This is a genomic window from Paenarthrobacter nitroguajacolicus (assembly GCF_029952445.1).
GTDB classification, from domain to species: domain Bacteria; phylum Actinomycetota; class Actinomycetes; order Actinomycetales; family Micrococcaceae; genus Arthrobacter; species Arthrobacter nitroguajacolicus_B.
Genome location: NZ_JAQPPK010000015.1, coordinates 77,171 through 91,833 on the forward strand (window position 1 = coordinate 77,171; position 14,663 = coordinate 91,833).

Sequence of the window (14,663 nt, forward strand, 5' to 3'; positions counted from 1 at the left end):
AGGAGGCCAACGGCGCAACGCTCCTGGCGGGCCTGCATCCCCTAGGCTGGGGAAGTGAGGATAGACCTGCATGCACACTCGAATGTTTCCGACGGAACGGAGCCACCGGCCGGCGTGATTGTTTCCGCCGTGGCCGCCGGACTGGATGCCGTTGCTTTGACCGACCACGATTCCACGGACGGCTGGGATTCCGCAGCTGCCGCGGCCAGGGAGCACGGTATTGCGTTCGTCCCGGGCATGGAAATTTCCTGTCGGACCGGGAAGGGGATCAGTGTCCACCTGCTCAGCTACCTCCACGATCCCACCCATAAGGGTTTGCTTGAGGAAATTACGAAGTCCAAGGATGCCCGCCTGACCAGGGCCGAGCACATGGTGACTTTGTTGTCCGAGGATTATCCGCTGACGTGGGATGACGTCATCCACCACGTGGCCCCCGGTGCCACGGTGGGTCGGCCGCACATTGCCGATGCCTTGGTGGCGGCGGGTGTCGTTGCGGACCGCACGGAAGCCTTCACCTCCATCCTGACCTCCCATTCGCGGTACTTCGTGCAGCATTACGCACCCAACCCGGCAACCGCCGTCGAGCTTGTCCGGGCGGCGGGAGGCGTTCCCGTCTTCGCCCACCCCGTGGCGTCGTCCCGGGGACGCACGGTGGGGCAGGATACATATCAGGAGATGATCGACGCCGGCTTGTTGGGTGTGGAAGTGGAACACCGGGACAACCCTGAAGAGGGCCGGAGGTTCCTCCGAGAGCTTGCCGCCGAGCACGGCCTGCTGATGACCGGTTCCTCCGACTACCACGGAACCGGCAAGCCGAACCTGTTGGGCGAGAACCTGACGACACCGCAGGTGCTGGCGCGGATTGAAGAGCTGGCAACGGGCAGCACGGTGGTTCGGTGAAAGGGACCTGCTGATGGATCTGCAATTGCTGGCGTCCGTGATCGTCACCCTGTTCGTCATCATGGACCCACCAGGTACGGTGCCGATCTTCATGTCATTGACTGCGCAGCTATCCGCGAAGGACCGTAACCGCTCGGCGTTCCAGGCACTTTTGGTTGCCACGGGCGTGATTGTCGTCTTCGCCATCTTTGGCCAGTCCATCCTGAACTACATGCACATTTCCCTGGCAGCTCTGCAGGGAGCCGGTGGCCTGCTTCTGGTGCTCATTGCCTTGCAGCTGCTGACCGGTTCCACCAGCGGGGAAGAGAACGCCGCCAAGTACAAGAACGTGGCATTCGTGCCGTTGGGAACGCCGCTCATGGCCGGGCCGGGCGCCATTGTCGCGGTCATGGTGTTCGTCCAACAGTCCGGCGAGCTGTCGGAGTACCTCGCAGTGGGCCTGGGCATCGCGGTGGTGCTCGCCTCGCTGTACCTGGCCATGCGGTTCGCGGGCGTGGTTCAACGCGTCCTGGGGGAGAACGGCGTGGAGCTGGTCACCCGGATCGCCGGACTGTTGCTTTCGGCCATCGCCGTGCAGATGATTGCAGACTCCGTGACCGCTTTCGTCAAGGGTGTGGCCTGACGGGCCCTGGCTTAGAGGGCCGTGGCGTGAACCTGGTGGAATACCGCCGAGCTGCCCAGCCGTTTCCGCATGACTTCGATGGCCTGTTCGTTCTGGTCCACGCACACAAAGCGGCGGCCCAGCTTGGCGGACACTGCACCGAGCGTCCCTGAACCTGCGAAGAAATCGAGGCACCAATCGCCCTCACGGCTGGAAGCCGAGACGATCCTGCGCACCAGTCCTTCAGGTTTTTGCGTGGGGTAGCCGGTCTTTTCGCGGCCAGTGGGGGAGACGATCGTATGCCACCAGACGTCGGTGGGCAGCTTGCCTAGCTCGCGTTTGGCCGGAGTGACCAGGCCCGGTGCCATGTAAGGCTCCCGGTCCACTTCGGCGTTGTCGAAGTGGTACTTGGTGGGATTCTTGACGTACACCAGGATGTTGTCATGCTTGGTGGGCCAGCGGTTCTTGGCACGGGCGCCGTAATCGTAGGCCCAGATGATTTCGTTGAGGAAGCATTCGCGCCCGAAGATGGCGTCAAGCATCACCTTGGCGTAGTGCACTTCGCGGTAGTCGAGGTGCAGGTACAGGGTGCCGTCATCGGCCAAGAGCCGCCACGCTTCCACCAGCTTGGGCTCAAGGAACGACCAGTAGTCGCTGAAGGCGTCGTCGTAGCTGTGGAGGGCGCCCTTGATGGTGTCATAGGAGCGGCCTTTGAAGCCCACGCGGTCGCCGTCGCCGTCAGCGTTGCGGACCATGCGGGTTTCCTGGCGACGCTGGACCCGGCCCGTGTTGAAGGGCGGGTCCACGTAAATGAGTGTGAAGGCGCCGTCCGGCAGCGTTGGAAGGAATTCCGCGTTATCCGCGTGCACCACCATATTGCCGCCGTCCGGCGCCCAAACATTTTCAGTCATTGAAGGTTTTAAGCCTCGGCGTTGCCAGGCTGTGCTGCTGCTGCCTCACCCGAAACAACTTCGCCGTTGCGGCGGCGGGTGCGGGTACGACGCGTACGGGCAGGCTTCTCGGCGTTGTCCGTAGTCGTAGTGCGGTTTTCGCCGGCACCTGCAGCCGGAGCTGCTTCGCCATCGGAAGTACGACGACGACGGGTGCGGTTGCGTCCGCCGTCGCCCTTGGACTCGCTGGCGTCGCCGGACCTGCCGGTGCGGCCACGGCCGCCGTCGCGACCCGAACCGCCGGAGCGGGCGTTCTTCTTGCCGGTCTCGCCCAGGTCCTCAAGAACCTCGGCATCCACACCCGCAAGGACGCGCTTGTTGCGCGGCAGGCGGCCCTTGGTTCCCTCGGGGATGTCGAGGTCGGTGTAGAGGTGCGGCGAGGAGGAGTAGGTCTCCACAGGCTCAGGAACGCTGAGTCCCAAGGCCTTGTTGATGAGGCCCCAGCGGGGCATGTCGTCCCAGTCAACGAACGTGACGGCGGTGCCCTTGTTGCCGGCGCGTCCGGTGCGGCCAACGCGGTGCAGGTAGATCTTTTCGTCTTCGACGCACTGGTAGTTGATCACGTGCGTGACGTCGTCGACGTCGATGCCGCGGGCGGCGACGTCGGTAGCCACGAGGACATCCACCTTGTTGTTGCGGAAGGCGCGAAGGGCCTGTTCGCGGGCACCCTGGCCCAGGTCGCCGTGGATGGCCGCTGCAGCGAAGCCACGGTCAACCAGTTCCTCGGCTACCTTTGCGGCAGTGCGCTTGGTCTTGGTGAAGATGATGGTCCGGCCGCGTCCGCGGGCCTGCAGGATGCGGGCTACCACCTCGGTCTTGTCCATGCTGTGCGCACGGTAGATGAGCTGGCGGATATCGCGCTTGGTCAAGCCTTCATCGTTGGGATCAGCCGCACGGATGTGCGTGGGCTGCGTCATGTAGCGCCGTGCCATGGCGATCACGGGGCCGGGCATGGTGGCGGAGAAGAGCAGCGTCTGCCGAACGGCCGGCGTACCGGCGATCAGGGTCTCCACATCCGGGAGGAAGCCGAGATCCAGCATCTCGTCGGCCTCGTCCAGAATGACCATCTTGACGTTCTTGAGGCTCAGGTGCTTCTGCTTGTAGAGGTCGATCAATCGCCCGGGGGTGCCCACAACAATTTCAACGCCCTTCTGCAAGGCATCGATCTGCGGCTCGTAGGCACGGCCGCCGTAGATGGTGGCAATGCGGGCGTTCCGCTTGCGGGAGGCGGCTTGGAGATCGTTGGCGACCTGCACAGCCAATTCACGGGTGGGGACGATCACCAGGGCCTGCGGGGCGCCCGGGACAGCAAGTTTCCCGTAGCCGGCGTCATCCCGGCCGACAACACGCTGCAGAGCCGGGATACCGAAGCCGAGGGTCTTACCGGTACCGGTCTTTGCCTGGCCGATGATGTCGTGGCCGCCCAGGGCGACCGGAAGGGTCATGGCCTGGATGGGGAAGGGGTGCGTAATGCCGGCGTCGGCCAACGACTCAACGATGTCGGCACGGACGTTGTAGTCCGCAAACGACTTCTCTTCGATCTCGTGGGGCGTCTCATCCGAGATGATCGTTTCCTCGGGTTCGATGGATTCAGTTCCGGTGGAGTCCGTCAGGACTTCATGGGTGTGCAATTCACTCACAGGGAGTTTCCTTATTCATTTGGGCATTGGCGCTGCATGCTCAACGGGGGCGGCGGAGCCGTACCGGAGCAGAACGGGCGCGCAAGCAAGTCCAGTGGAAGCCGATCGCGGGCTATCTAAGTACTGGCACTGGTGACCAGTTGGTACATCTCAAGATCGCGTAGGGGCGGGCTTGTTGAGTTCAAAAATTAACTGAATCAACGACCGGGCATCCATTACTACATGGCCAGTCTATCCTCTGGGAGCCATAAAGCCCGGATCGATGCGTTGAAGCGCGTCAGTTCAGGAGTTCGAACCGGATCTCACGGCTGGCAATTTCGGCTTTCACCAAGCGCACCCGGACCTTGGTGCCGGACTCCAATTCGCCGTCGCAGCGGGCCGTGACTGCAGGCTCAGCGATCTGGACCACGCCATAGGGGCCGCCGTTGCCGTTTCCATTTCCGTTGCCTTTGCCCTTGCCGTTGTTGTTTCCGTTCCCGTTGGAGGGCTTGGAGCCGGAAATCACCACTGCATCGAATTCCTGGCCCACATGGTTTGCTACAAGTGCGGCTTCCACGGTGTCCAGTGCGGCACGCTCCAGCCGTCCCGCCAATTGGTCGGAGGCGCCCATGATTTCGGGCAGGGAAGGCAAGGCCTCACGTGCCCAGCGGGGAATTTCCTTGCCGTTGCAAAGGGCATCGCAAATCACCAGGACGAACCGGTCAATCAGCCGCCGCAGGGGAGCGGTGGTGTGGGCATAGGGGGCGCCGATGGCTGCCTGGGTGACAGTGTCGGGCACTTCGCCGTCAAACGGTGTGTAGCCGGCGCCCCTGAACAGCGTCCCGGCCGAGTGCAGGATGGCCAGTTGCTTCGGATCAGAGGCGTCCAGGGTCCGCAGGTACTCGCCGTAGGTGACCTGGCCGTCCCATGGCTTGCCCAATGCTGCCGTTTGCCGCTTGAAGTGCTGCAGCGATCTCTCATCCGGCGCGGGCATGGTCCGAAGGATGCCGACTTTTCCGTCCAGCATCAGCTTGGCCGCAGCCATTCCGGTCATGAGGGAGATCTGTGCGTTCCAGTCCTCCACCGGCAGTGAGGGCGCAGCGACGATCCTGTACCCGCCGCCGTCGGTCGCTTGGACGATTTCCTGCTCCGGCATGTTGAGGCTTGCGCCTCCACGCAGCCTCTCCAGCTCAACCCGCTTCAAACCCACTTCCTTAAGAAGTTGAAGGACGGGCGGGGCTGTTGCGTCGTCGATTTGCTGCTGGGCGCTCTTGTAACTCAGCTTGGCGCGGCTGCGAACGGTGGCACGGGCAACGGAGACACCCAGCACTTCCGCTTCGGCGTCAAGGTCGAAATCCCAGACGAACGCTCCGCAGTCCTGCCCGGCCAGCAGGCTGCCGGCGTTTTCGCTGATGATCTCAGGGTGCAGGGGGATGCGTCCGTCGGGCGCGTAGAACGTCTGTCCCCGGTGCCTGGTTTCAGCATCCAGGGCTCCATCCGGAGCCACGAAGGACGGCACATCGGCGATCGCGTAGAGAACCTTGTATCCGTCGCCGGCACGCTCAATGAACAAGGCCTGGTCAAGATCAGTAGACGTGGCGGGATCGATTGTCACGAACGGGATGTGCTTCAGGTCCCGGTCGGGCAGGCGGCGGGATTCGACGGCGTTCCTTGCCTCCCGTACGGCCGCGGCCGGATAATCACCGGGCAGTTCCAACTCGGTCCTCAGGGCCGCAAGGGCAGCCGCGAGTTGGTCCGATGAGTCGTCGACGTTGGGCGCTATCCGATGATGTGACACGAAAATCAGGTTAGCCCGAAACAGGCCGATAGTCTTGGATTATAGGCACTTCGACTGACCTGAGGCCTTGCGGAAAAGCGCACGCGCAAGGTGACAGGCCTGACCTTCTGACAGCGTTCCGCCCGAGGGCTTCTAAACGCTGTCCAGGGCCTCGAGCAGCGACTTCGCTGCCGCCGTCGGGTCCTCCGCCTCGGTGATGGCACGGACGACGACGATCCGGCTGGCTCCCGCAGCCAGTACTTGTTCGACGTTGCCAAGGTCGACTCCACCGATGGCAAACCATGGCAGTTCCACGGCGCCGCCCGTGGTCTCTTCGGCGCGTTTGATGGCTTCCGCGGCGTATGTGACCAAACCCGTTCCAACAGCTTCGCGGCCAGGTTTGGTGGGAGTTGCCCACACGGGCCCGACGCAGAAGTAGTCCAGTCCCTGCTCGCCCGGCGAAGCGGTAATGGCTGCGTTAACCTGCTCTGGTGTGTGCGTGGAAAGACCGATCACCGCCGGCCGGGGGAGGAACGAGCGGGCAACCCCCAACGGCAAGTCTTTTTGGCCCACATGGAACACAGGCGCCCCGGAAACACTGGCGACATCGGCCCGGTCGTTGACCGCCCAGAGCCGTCCGTGCCTTTCCGCGACACTGCGCAGGACGGCCAGCAATTCCAGTTCCTCGGCAGCCTCGATCGTCTTGTCGCGGAGCTGGATGATGTCCACACCGCCTTCGAACGCGGCGTCTACAAAGTCTTCAAAGTCGCCTTGGCGTTTGCGCGCATCGGTGCACAGGTAGAGGCGGGCGCTGGCAAGGGCATCGTGCTGGGTCATGGAAACCACAGTAGTTCCTCTAAACTGGGCACGTACTGCGGGAGCCGGGACATGCCACTTTATGACTGTCCGGCTGAGAGGGCTTCAGAGCCGACCGCTTGACCTGATCCGGCTAGTACCGGCGTAGGGAAGGAAATACATGGCAGAAGCCATACACGCAGATGTCGCCGTCATCGGCGGGGGCGTCATAGGCCTGGGCATCGCCCACCAGATACGGAAACTGGGCCAATCCGTGGCCCTCATTGATCCCGCGCCCGCAACGGGCGCGACATTTGCGGCCGCCGGCATGCTGGCGCCCGTCAGCGAGCTGCACTACCAGGAGGAAGACCTCCTGGAACTCATGCTCGAATCCTCCAGGCTCTGGCCTGCCTTTGTGGACGGAATGTCCGACGGCGGGGCCGCTACCGGATACCGCACGACGCCGACCCTCGCCGTGGGTGCCGACGCTGCGGACCGGCGCGCGCTCGCAGACCTTCGCACGGTGCAGCTTGCCGCTGGGCTTGAGGTGGAGCCGTTGTCGCTGCGCACGGCCAGGGATCGCGAGCCACTCCTTAGCCCGCAAATTTCCTGCGCCTTTGATATCCCGGCCGACCACCAAGTGGATCCCCGAAAGCTGACGGACCATTTCCTGGCGGGGCTGGCGGCGCATTCACCCAGGGATCGCAGTTGGGTGGGCGGCGCCAAGGAAGGTTTCGCAGTGTCCGCCTCCGCGCGGGGGTTGTTGTGGGACGGGGACCGCGTTTCCGGCGTCGAACTTGAAACCGGTGGCACTGTCCTTGCCGGGGAAACCGTGGTGGCCAATGGTTTGGGCGCCCCTGCACTGGCAGGCCTGCCGGAGGGACTCAACCTTCCGGTCAGGCCGGTCTACGGTGACATCCTCAGGCTTCGGGTCCCTGGGCATCTACAGCCTCTTCTCACGGCCACGGTCCGTGGCATGGTCCGCGGGGTTCCCGTGTATATCGTGCCCAGGGACGACGGAACCGTGGTGATCGGAGCCACCCAGCGCGAAGACGCCTTGTCAGCGACGTCCAACGCTGTCTCCGCCGGAGGTGTCTACCAGCTCCTGCGCGACGCCCAAGTGCTCGTTCCCGCGGTTGCTGAACTTGAACTCCTGGAGGCAACTGCCCGTGCAAGGCCAGGGACCCCGGACAACGCCCCGTTGCTGGGCCGCGTCTGCAAGTCCACAGGCGGCCTTGAGCCCACGGGCGAGGTCGAAGGCCTGGTGATAGCCACCGGTTTCTTCCGCCACGGTGTCCTTCTCACCCCCGCAGCTGCACACATCGTGGGCCAATTGATCAGTGGTTCCGCAGATTCCCGCTGGTCCATCTTCCGACCCGACCGTTTCAGCGCAACCCGGGGTCACTTGTGGCCCATGGAAGCCCCTGCGGGGGGCCATAAGTGACCCCGCGTTGCCCTCATTCAGACATCAAGGAAACAGTATGAACATCAAGATCAATGGCGCCGTCCACGAAGTGTCCGATGACGCGTCCGTCAGCAGTGTGGTCACCTCCGTCACCGGCCGTGCCCTGGACCTCCGGGGACAAGCGGCCGACGGCGGCAAGCTGGGTGTCGCCGTCGCGCGCAACTCCGAGGTGGTGCCGCGCAGCCAATGGGCGGCGACTCCGCTGGCCGACGGCGATGAACTCGAACTCGTTACAGCAGTACAGGGAGGCTGAAAATGACAACAGCAAGCACCGACATTCGCACCGACGACGCCCTGGTGATTGACGGCGTCGAATTCGGCTCCAGACTGATTATGGGCACCGGAGGCGCGCCGAGCCTGGATGGCCTGGGAGCCGCGCTCCTGGCATCGGGAACCGAGCTCACCACCGTGGCCATGCGGCGCTATTCGCCGGCCGAAACGGGCTCCCTGTTCCAGCTGCTCGTGGACAACAACATCCGGGTCCTGCCTAACACAGCGGGCTGCTTCACGGCCAAGGACGCTGTGATGACGGCAGAACTGGCGCGTGAGGCGCTGGAGACCGACTGGGTCAAACTGGAAGTCATCGCCGACGAACACACGCTCCTCCCGGACGCCGTGGAGCTGGTGGAAGCCACCGAGCAACTGGTAAACCGGGGCTTCAACGTGTTTGCCTACACCAATGACGATCCCGTCCTTGCGCTCCGGCTCGAAAACCTCGGCGCCACGGCCGTCATGCCGCTTGGTTCGCCCATTGGAACCGGACTGGGCATCCTTAATCCGCACAACATCGAACTCATCGTGTCCCGGGCATCAGTCCCGGTGGTGCTGGATGCCGGGATCGGCACAGCTTCGGACGCCGCCCTCGCCATGGAACTCGGATGTGACGCGGTCCTGCTTGCCACCGCCGTGACCAGGGCACAGAACCCTGTCCAAATGGGTCAGGCCTTCAAACACGCCGTCATCGCCGGTAGGCTGGCCAGGCAGGCAGGCCGGATTCCGCGCCGTGAGCACGCCCTCGCGTCCTCGGCCATGGAAGGCCGGGCAGAGTTCCTCTGAGCTTGAGGTTCTCCCCTTGAGGTTCTCCCGAAGAAGGAGCAGTCATGGCTGGTACGGACGGTCCCGTCCCCGATGCCGCGGTTGAAGCCGCCCTGAGGGACCTCCCCGGATGGAAACTCCGGGACGGCCTCGTCACCGTGTACAAATGCTCGACGGCGGCCAACGCCTTGGCGCTGATTGCAGAGATAGGACGCATCGCCGAAGAGCAAAACCACCACCCGGATCTTCAGTGGCGGTACAACAGGGTCTTCCTCCGCTACGTTTCCCATGACGCAGGCGGGGAGCTGACGCAACGGGACCTCGACGCCGCAGCCTCCGTGAGCGAGGCAGCCTCGGCGTTGGGCGCCGTCGCCGAGCCGGGGCGCTACCCAGGCGCAGAGGGCAGCTGAACAAAAACGACCATCACCCGCCAGGGTGATGGTCGTCGTTGTTTTCGTGCCTGGAACCAGTGCCTAGAGACGCAGCGCTTTTGTCAGCGCCTCTGTGTCGCGCTTGGTACGCGTGCGTCCCAGATAGACCACCACGCCTGCTGCCACGGCCGTACCCAGAACAATCGGCAGGACCCACGGAATCCAGGTGGCGCCGGGTTGGTAGCCCAGACCCGCGCTGATGAACGCGATCCAGCTGAGCGTTGCTACTGCGGCCGAAATGCCCACCGGCAACGCGATCCCATACCTGCTGTGCCGCTTGTCGGTTGCCCACACAATGAAACCTGTGGCGACGGTGGCCAGGACCACGATGACGAGTGAAAGCATGGGGACTCCTTAGCGGATGAGAGCAGGACGGAATTCGCTAGAGTGCGCCGAAGCCGACCCTGCGGACTTCCTCGGCACCGATTTCCACGTAGCCCAGGACGTTGCCGGGAACGATGATCTGACGGCCCTTCTCGTCAGTAAGCCGCAGTTCCGAGCCCTTGGACACGGCTTCGGCCACGATCTTGGCTACTGCGTCAGCATCGAGGGCGGATTCGAGCACAATTTCACGGCCAACGTTCTGAATGCCGATCTTTACTTCCACAGCAAGGCCTCCAAGCCAATCAAGTATTAAGTCAGTCCTCTATTTGTAGCCTAGGACTCTTTGGGGAATCGACTGATTCCGCGCCAAGCTAAACGATAGATCAGATCACTGGCGACATCGAGGTCCAGGTTTCCGTCCGTTTCGAGCCAATACCGGGCGCTGACCTGGGCCATTCCGGCCAGGCCGCGGCCCAGGAGCTGGGCTTCAAGCGGCGGCAGTTTGGTGTCCTCGGCGATAACGTGCGCGACGGCGTCGGCGAAGGTCTTGTTGAACGTCTCCAGGCGGGAGCTGACGTCGGGATCATTGATGAGGTCGGACTCGAACACCAGCCGGTGCGCTTGGTCGTCGTCGGCAATAAACCTGTAGTAGGCCCGCATGACGGCCTTGACGCGCTCCTTGTTGTCCGTGGTGGAGTTCAGCGCGCCGAGCATCAGGTCCGTCAGAGTGGCCAGGTGGCTGTCCAGCAGCGCCATGTACAGCTCACGCTTGGACGGGAAGTGCTGGTAGAGCACCGGTTTGCTGACGTGTGCCGTCTCGGCGATTTCGTCCATGGCGGCGCCGTGGAAGCCATTGGAAACGAACACTTCCAAGGCAGCGTTCAGCAACTGCGCCCGGCGCTCGTCGCGCGGCAGCCTTGGTGAACGAGGTGAACCGGTCCGTTCCTGCTTTGCGGGTGCCCCATCGTTTGCCCGTGTGCCGTCAGCCACAGTCTGCCGCCTTTCCTTTGCAGTTATGACCACTCTACCGGTGGGTAATATGACCGGGCGGCATCGGCAGGCATACATTGGGGTATGGCCTCAATTGTTGCTGCCCACTCCGCTGCGCCCACTGTCCTGCCACCCCTCGTTGAACCGGCCGCCGAGCTCTCGCCGGCCGAGGTGGAGCGGTACTCACGGCATCTCATCATTCCGGAAATCGGAGCCGTGGGCCAACGCAGGCTTAAGAATGCGAAAGTTCTTGTCATCGGCGCCGGCGGCCTCGGCTCGCCCGCCCTGCTGTACCTGGCTGCCGCAGGCGTGGGAACGCTCGGAATCGTTGACGACGACGACGTCGACCTCAGCAACCTGCAGCGCCAGGTCATCCACGGAGTGAAGGACGTGGGCACGCCAAAGATTGAGTCGGCTCGTAATGCGATTGCGGAACTCAATCCCTTGGTCAACGTTGTCCTCCACAACATCCGCCTGGACTCCTCCAACGCGCTGGAGCTTTTCGCCCAGTACGACCTCATCCTCGATGGCGCGGACAACTTTGCCACCCGCTACCTCGTCAATGACGCCGCCGCCATCCTCGGCAAACCCTACGTCTGGGGCTCGATTTTCCGTTTCGATGGCCAGGTCAGCGTCTTCTGGGCAAAGCACGGACCCAGCTACAGGGATCTCTATCCCGAGGCGCCGCCAGCAGGCTCCGTACCGTCCTGCGGCGAGGGCGGCGTCTTTGGCATGCTGTGCGCAGCCGTGGGTTCGCTCATGGTGACCGAAGCCGTGAAGTTGATTGCCGGCGTCGGGCGTTCCTTGTTGGGGCGGGTGGCGCTGTTCGACGCCCTGGGCGGGAGCTGGCGCGAAATCAAGGTATCCAAGGACCCGGAAGCAGAGCCCATCACCGAGCTGACCGATTACGAGGCCTTCTGCGGTGTGACGCCCGCTGCCGCAACGGACCAGGACCACACGGTCACCGCCACGGAGCTTGCCCGGATGCTTGCCGAACGCGAATCGGGGGAGCGGGACTTTGAACTCGTGGACGTCCGTGAGTCCGGCGAGCACAGCATTGTGAGTATCGATGGCTCGGTGCTCATCCCACAGGGCCGCATCCTGTCCGGCGAAGCTTGGGTGGATCTGCCCCAGGACAAGGACATCGTGTTCCACTGCAAGGCCGGAACCCGCTCGGCAACTGTGCTGGAAGCGGCGCAGAAGGCCGGTTACAGCCGCGTCAAACACCTCGACGGCGGCATCCTCGCCTGGGTTCGGCAGGTGGAACCGGCCAAGCCCGTCTACTGACCGGGCGCGTTCACTGACCGGCCCAATCCACTGACCGTTGCCCGTTCACAGGCTTGTCTGGGAAGCTCAAGCATGAGTGAAGAGCAGACAGAGACAGTGCAGCGGCCCATTGGTTCCGGCTTCGGGCACGGATCCACCGCCATGGAAGTTATCGAGGGGATCAACCTGCGCGGCAGGACGGCGATCGTCACGGGAGGATATTCCGGGTTGGGGTTGGAGACCGTGCGGGCACTGGTCTCGGCGGGGGCGGATGTGACCGTACCTGCACGGCGCCTTGAGCACGCCCGTTCGGTCCTGGCAGAGGCCGGTCTTTCCGAGGATGTGCACGTGGAGCACATGGACCTCGCCGACCAGGAAAGCGTCAAGGAATTCGCCGCGCGCTACGTGGCCGAACACGACAAGCTGGACATCCTGATCAACAACGCTGCCATCATGGCCAGCCCGGAACAACGCGTGGGACCGGGTTGGGAAGCCCAGTTCGCCACCAACCACCTGGGGCACTACACCTTGGTCAACACCTTGTGGCCGGCCTTGAAAGCCTCAGGTAACGCACGCGTTGTCTCGTTGTCCTCTACGGGGCACAAGATCTCGTCGATCCGGTTCGATGACTTCAATTTCAACGCCGGTTATGACAAGTGGCAGGCCTACGGGCAAGCCAAGACAGCGAATGCCCTCTTTGCCGTGGAGCTCGACCACTTGGGCCGGGACTCAGGCGTGCGCGCGTTCGCCGTCCATCCCGGCGGAATCATGACCGAGCTGCAGCGGCACCTGCCCAAGGAAGAAATGGTGGCAGCGGGCTGGATGGACGCCGAGGGCAACGTGCGCGAGGGTTTCAAGACTCCCGAACAAGGGGCCGCGACATCCGTGTGGGCAGCCACCTCGGAAGCCCTCAACGGGAAGGGCGGCGTTTACTGCGAGGACTGCGACATAGCGAATCCGACGGACAAGGCATCCCCGTTGGCGCGCTACCAGGGAGTGGACGCGCACGCCGTGGACAAGGCTGACGCCAGGAAGTTGTGGGCGTTGTCGGCGGAACTGACGGGAGTCAACGCTTTCGCGTAGGCGCGTGGCGCAGGGTACTCGTCAGGCGCTTTCGGAACGGAGCTGGTCGTGGTCCACGGGGCATTCCGGGGCTGCGGCAGCAGCCTGCGGTTGCTCCACCTGGATTCCATAGAGTGCCTCGAGGGCTGCGACGTAGTCGTCCTGCTGGCCGTTGGCGGCAAGCTCGCGGGCACGGACCGTGGGGATGTGGAGGAGCTGCTTGACCATGCGGCGAAGTGCGAACTCCACCTCCTCGGCTGCAGCTGTGCAACCGTGGCGGGCACGGACCTTCTCCATCTCGGCGTCCAGGACATTCATGGTGTGGCGGCGCAGCGCCACGATGGCTGTGTCCACGGAACGGGCTTCGCGTTCGGATTCAAAGGAAGCTGCTGCGCCTGTGACGATTGCGCTGGCCTGCGACAACGATTCTGACTGCTCCTGGGGAGCGGCGAGGCGTACCGACTCAAGGGTCAACAATTCCACGCCTTCCAGTTCGCCAACGGCCGGATCAAAGTCATGGGTCAGGGCCAGGTCAATTGCAATCAACGGCTTGCCGGAGTTGGCCCGGACGCGGGCAAGGTCGGCGGCTTCCACCCGGTTGTCCGAGCCGCTGCAGCCGATCATGACGTCAGCTGCGGCCACTGCGGCCGGGAGGGTATCGGCGTCGAGCGCGTTACCGCCGCGAGTGGCGACGAATGCTTCCGCGCGGCCGGAAGAAGAGTAGACGGAGACGTCCGTGCAACCACGTTCCCGCAGGAGGGACATGGTGGCGCCGGCATAGGCGCCTGTGCCGAAGACCACCACTTTCTTGGTGGACCAGTCTTCATTCTCGGCAAGGTCCGTGGCGAGGTCCAGGGCAACTGAAACGATGGACAGTCCACGTGAACCGAGCGCGGTTTGTGCGCCAACATCCTTGGCCGTTTTGGACGCGGCCTGGAAGAGCCGGACGAGCCCGGAGCTCGCGGTCCCTTCCTGCTGGGCAGTGATGAGGGCCCGGCGGACCTGGCCTGCAATTTCGCGTTCACCCACCACGGCGGAGTCCAGTCCGGCGCTCACTGCGAACAAGTGGCGGGTGACTTCGGGACCCGTGTGGGTAGCAAAGGAGCGTGAGACAAGTTGTTCGTTGAGGCCGCTCAACTCGCTGATCTGGGAAACGAGGGCGGAACGGGCTGCTTCGAGGTCAGCCCCGTTGGCCGTTTCGCCGTAAACCTCGTAGCGGTTGCAGGTGGCCAGCACCACTGCTCCGGACACCACGGGGGAATCTGTCAGGGCCGCCGAGGCAAGCCCAGAGGAACCGTTGCTCAACTGAGCGACGGTTTCGAGGTCGATGTCGGCGTGTGTAGCCACCAATGAGAAAAGAACCACAGCACCCCAATCATAGCTTTTTCGTAGGCCGGTAGAACAATATGGCGCCGTGGGAATCCCCACGGGGTTCGGTGATCCGTGTC

General features: G+C 63.5%; 16 protein-coding genes and 1 riboswitch. Of the genes, 8 read left to right on the top strand and 8 right to left on the bottom strand.

Annotated features, from left to right (window positions below):
- The first annotated feature begins 54 nt into the window (after window positions 1-54).
- Together PJL15_RS12795 and PJL15_RS12800 are read left to right on the top strand one after the other, a co-directional pair.
- The gene (locus PJL15_RS12795; RefSeq protein ID WP_281451516.1) at window positions 55-900 is read left to right on the top strand and encodes a PHP domain-containing protein; all 846 of its coding nucleotides are present in this window, start codon (window positions 55-57) and stop codon (window positions 898-900) included.
- Between the two features lie 13 nt (window positions 901-913).
- Complete coding sequence (locus PJL15_RS12800; protein WP_281451517.1) at window positions 914-1,522, top strand: MarC family protein; 609 nt, start codon at window positions 914-916, stop codon at window positions 1,520-1,522.
- An 11-nt stretch (window positions 1,523-1,533) separates the two neighbouring features.
- Here the strand turns inward: PJL15_RS12800 and PJL15_RS12805 are convergent, their stop codons facing one another.
- The 4 genes from PJL15_RS12805 to thiE form a co-directional block, all read right to left on the bottom strand.
- Window positions 1,534-2,412 carry a DNA-methyltransferase gene (locus PJL15_RS12805; protein WP_281451518.1) on the bottom strand — a complete coding sequence of 293 codons (879 nt, stop codon included), beginning with the start codon at window positions 2,410-2,412 and terminating at the stop codon, window positions 1,534-1,536.
- Between the two features lie 8 nt (window positions 2,413-2,420).
- Complete coding sequence (locus tag PJL15_RS12810; RefSeq protein ID WP_281451519.1) at window positions 2,421-4,091, bottom strand: DEAD/DEAH box helicase; 1,671 nt, start codon at window positions 4,089-4,091, stop codon at window positions 2,421-2,423.
- A gap of 277 nt (window positions 4,092-4,368) precedes the next feature.
- Window positions 4,369-5,868, bottom strand: a complete 1,500-nt coding sequence (locus tag PJL15_RS12815; RefSeq protein WP_281451520.1) for an RNB domain-containing ribonuclease — start codon at window positions 5,866-5,868, stop codon at window positions 4,369-4,371.
- A gap of 132 nt (window positions 5,869-6,000) precedes the next feature.
- Window positions 6,001-6,684 (bottom strand): thiamine phosphate synthase, encoded by a 684-nt coding sequence (gene thiE / locus PJL15_RS12820; RefSeq protein ID WP_281451521.1) that lies wholly within the window; start codon window positions 6,682-6,684, stop codon window positions 6,001-6,003.
- Between the two features lie 27 nt (window positions 6,685-6,711).
- A riboswitch (TPP riboswitch) is annotated at window positions 6,712-6,831 on the top strand.
- On the opposite strand from thiE, the gene thiO reads away from it, so the two are divergent.
- The 4 genes from thiO to PJL15_RS12840 all read left to right on the top strand — a co-directional run bounded on the left by thiO (window position 6,824) and on the right by PJL15_RS12840 (window position 9,552).
- Window positions 6,824-8,086 carry a glycine oxidase ThiO gene (thiO, locus tag PJL15_RS12825; RefSeq protein ID WP_281451522.1) on the top strand — a complete coding sequence of 421 codons (1,263 nt, stop codon included), beginning with the start codon at window positions 6,824-6,826 and terminating at the stop codon, window positions 8,084-8,086. It overlaps the preceding riboswitch by 8 nt.
- 37 nt (window positions 8,087-8,123) lie before the next feature.
- Window positions 8,124-8,360 carry a sulfur carrier protein ThiS gene (gene thiS / locus PJL15_RS12830; RefSeq protein ID WP_281451523.1) on the top strand — a complete coding sequence of 79 codons (237 nt, stop codon included), beginning with the start codon at window positions 8,124-8,126 and terminating at the stop codon, window positions 8,358-8,360.
- 2 nt (window positions 8,361-8,362) lie between these two features.
- Window positions 8,363-9,163: a thiazole synthase gene (locus PJL15_RS12835; protein WP_281451524.1), complete on the top strand. Its 801-nt coding sequence runs from the start codon at window positions 8,363-8,365 to the stop codon at window positions 9,161-9,163.
- 44 nt (window positions 9,164-9,207) lie between these two features.
- The gene (locus PJL15_RS12840; RefSeq protein WP_281451525.1) at window positions 9,208-9,552 is read left to right on the top strand and encodes a 4a-hydroxytetrahydrobiopterin dehydratase; all 345 of its coding nucleotides are present in this window, start codon (window positions 9,208-9,210) and stop codon (window positions 9,550-9,552) included.
- Between the two features lie 63 nt (window positions 9,553-9,615).
- Here the strand turns inward: PJL15_RS12840 and PJL15_RS12845 are convergent, their stop codons facing one another.
- Genes PJL15_RS12845 through PJL15_RS12855 form a run of 3 tightly spaced genes read right to left on the bottom strand, consistent with a single transcriptional unit; the run spans window position 9,616 to window position 10,965 of the window.
- Window positions 9,616-9,918 (bottom strand): hypothetical protein, encoded by a 303-nt coding sequence (locus tag PJL15_RS12845; RefSeq protein ID WP_281451526.1) that lies wholly within the window; start codon window positions 9,916-9,918, stop codon window positions 9,616-9,618.
- Between the two features lie 37 nt (window positions 9,919-9,955).
- Window positions 9,956-10,180, bottom strand: a complete 225-nt coding sequence (locus PJL15_RS12850; protein WP_144659727.1) for a DUF3107 domain-containing protein — start codon at window positions 10,178-10,180, stop codon at window positions 9,956-9,958.
- A gap of 50 nt (window positions 10,181-10,230) precedes the next feature.
- Window positions 10,231-10,965: a TetR/AcrR family transcriptional regulator gene (locus tag PJL15_RS12855; protein WP_218670569.1), complete on the bottom strand. Its 735-nt coding sequence runs from the start codon at window positions 10,963-10,965 to the stop codon at window positions 10,231-10,233.
- Window positions 10,966-10,971: 6 nt separating this feature from the next.
- On the opposite strand from PJL15_RS12855, the gene moeB reads away from it, so the two are divergent.
- Complete coding sequence (gene moeB, locus PJL15_RS12860; protein ID WP_281451527.1) at window positions 10,972-12,174, top strand: molybdopterin-synthase adenylyltransferase MoeB; 1,203 nt, start codon at window positions 10,972-10,974, stop codon at window positions 12,172-12,174.
- A gap of 72 nt (window positions 12,175-12,246) precedes the next feature.
- Window positions 12,247-13,236 carry an SDR family NAD(P)-dependent oxidoreductase gene (locus PJL15_RS12865; RefSeq protein ID WP_281451528.1) on the top strand — a complete coding sequence of 330 codons (990 nt, stop codon included), beginning with the start codon at window positions 12,247-12,249 and terminating at the stop codon, window positions 13,234-13,236.
- 21 nt (window positions 13,237-13,257) lie between these two features.
- On the opposite strand, the gene PJL15_RS12870 is transcribed toward PJL15_RS12865, so the two are convergent.
- Window positions 13,258-14,580: a glutamyl-tRNA reductase gene (locus tag PJL15_RS12870; protein ID WP_281451529.1), complete on the bottom strand. Its 1,323-nt coding sequence runs from the start codon at window positions 14,578-14,580 to the stop codon at window positions 13,258-13,260.
- Window positions 14,581-14,663 lie beyond the last annotated feature (83 nt).

What these genes read in the sequence shown, in the direction of transcription:
- PJL15_RS12800 (WP_281451517.1), top strand. Translation starts at nt 914, where the DNA reads ATGGATCTGCAATTGCTGGCGTCCGTGATCGTCACCCTGTTCGTCATC.
- PJL15_RS12805 (WP_281451518.1), bottom strand. Translation starts at nt 2,412, where the DNA reads ATGACTGAAAATGTTTGGGCGCCGGACGGCGGCAATATGGTGGTGCAC.
- thiE (WP_281451521.1), bottom strand. Translation starts at nt 6,684, where the DNA reads ATGACCCAGCACGATGCCCTTGCCAGCGCCCGCCTCTACCTGTGCACC.
- thiO (WP_281451522.1), top strand. Translation starts at nt 6,824, where the DNA reads ATGGCAGAAGCCATACACGCAGATGTCGCCGTCATCGGCGGGGGCGTC.
- thiS (WP_281451523.1), top strand. Translation starts at nt 8,124, where the DNA reads ATGAACATCAAGATCAATGGCGCCGTCCACGAAGTGTCCGATGACGCG.
- PJL15_RS12835 (WP_281451524.1), top strand. Translation starts at nt 8,363, where the DNA reads ATGACAACAGCAAGCACCGACATTCGCACCGACGACGCCCTGGTGATT.
- PJL15_RS12840 (WP_281451525.1), top strand. Translation starts at nt 9,208, where the DNA reads ATGGCTGGTACGGACGGTCCCGTCCCCGATGCCGCGGTTGAAGCCGCC.
- PJL15_RS12845 (WP_281451526.1), bottom strand. Translation starts at nt 9,918, where the DNA reads ATGCTTTCACTCGTCATCGTGGTCCTGGCCACCGTCGCCACAGGTTTC.
- PJL15_RS12855 (WP_218670569.1), bottom strand. Translation starts at nt 10,965, where the DNA reads ATGTATGCCTGCCGATGCCGCCCGGTCATATTACCCACCGGTAGAGTG.
- moeB (WP_281451527.1), top strand. Translation starts at nt 10,972, where the DNA reads ATGGCCTCAATTGTTGCTGCCCACTCCGCTGCGCCCACTGTCCTGCCA.
- PJL15_RS12865 (WP_281451528.1), top strand. Translation starts at nt 12,247, where the DNA reads ATGAGTGAAGAGCAGACAGAGACAGTGCAGCGGCCCATTGGTTCCGGC.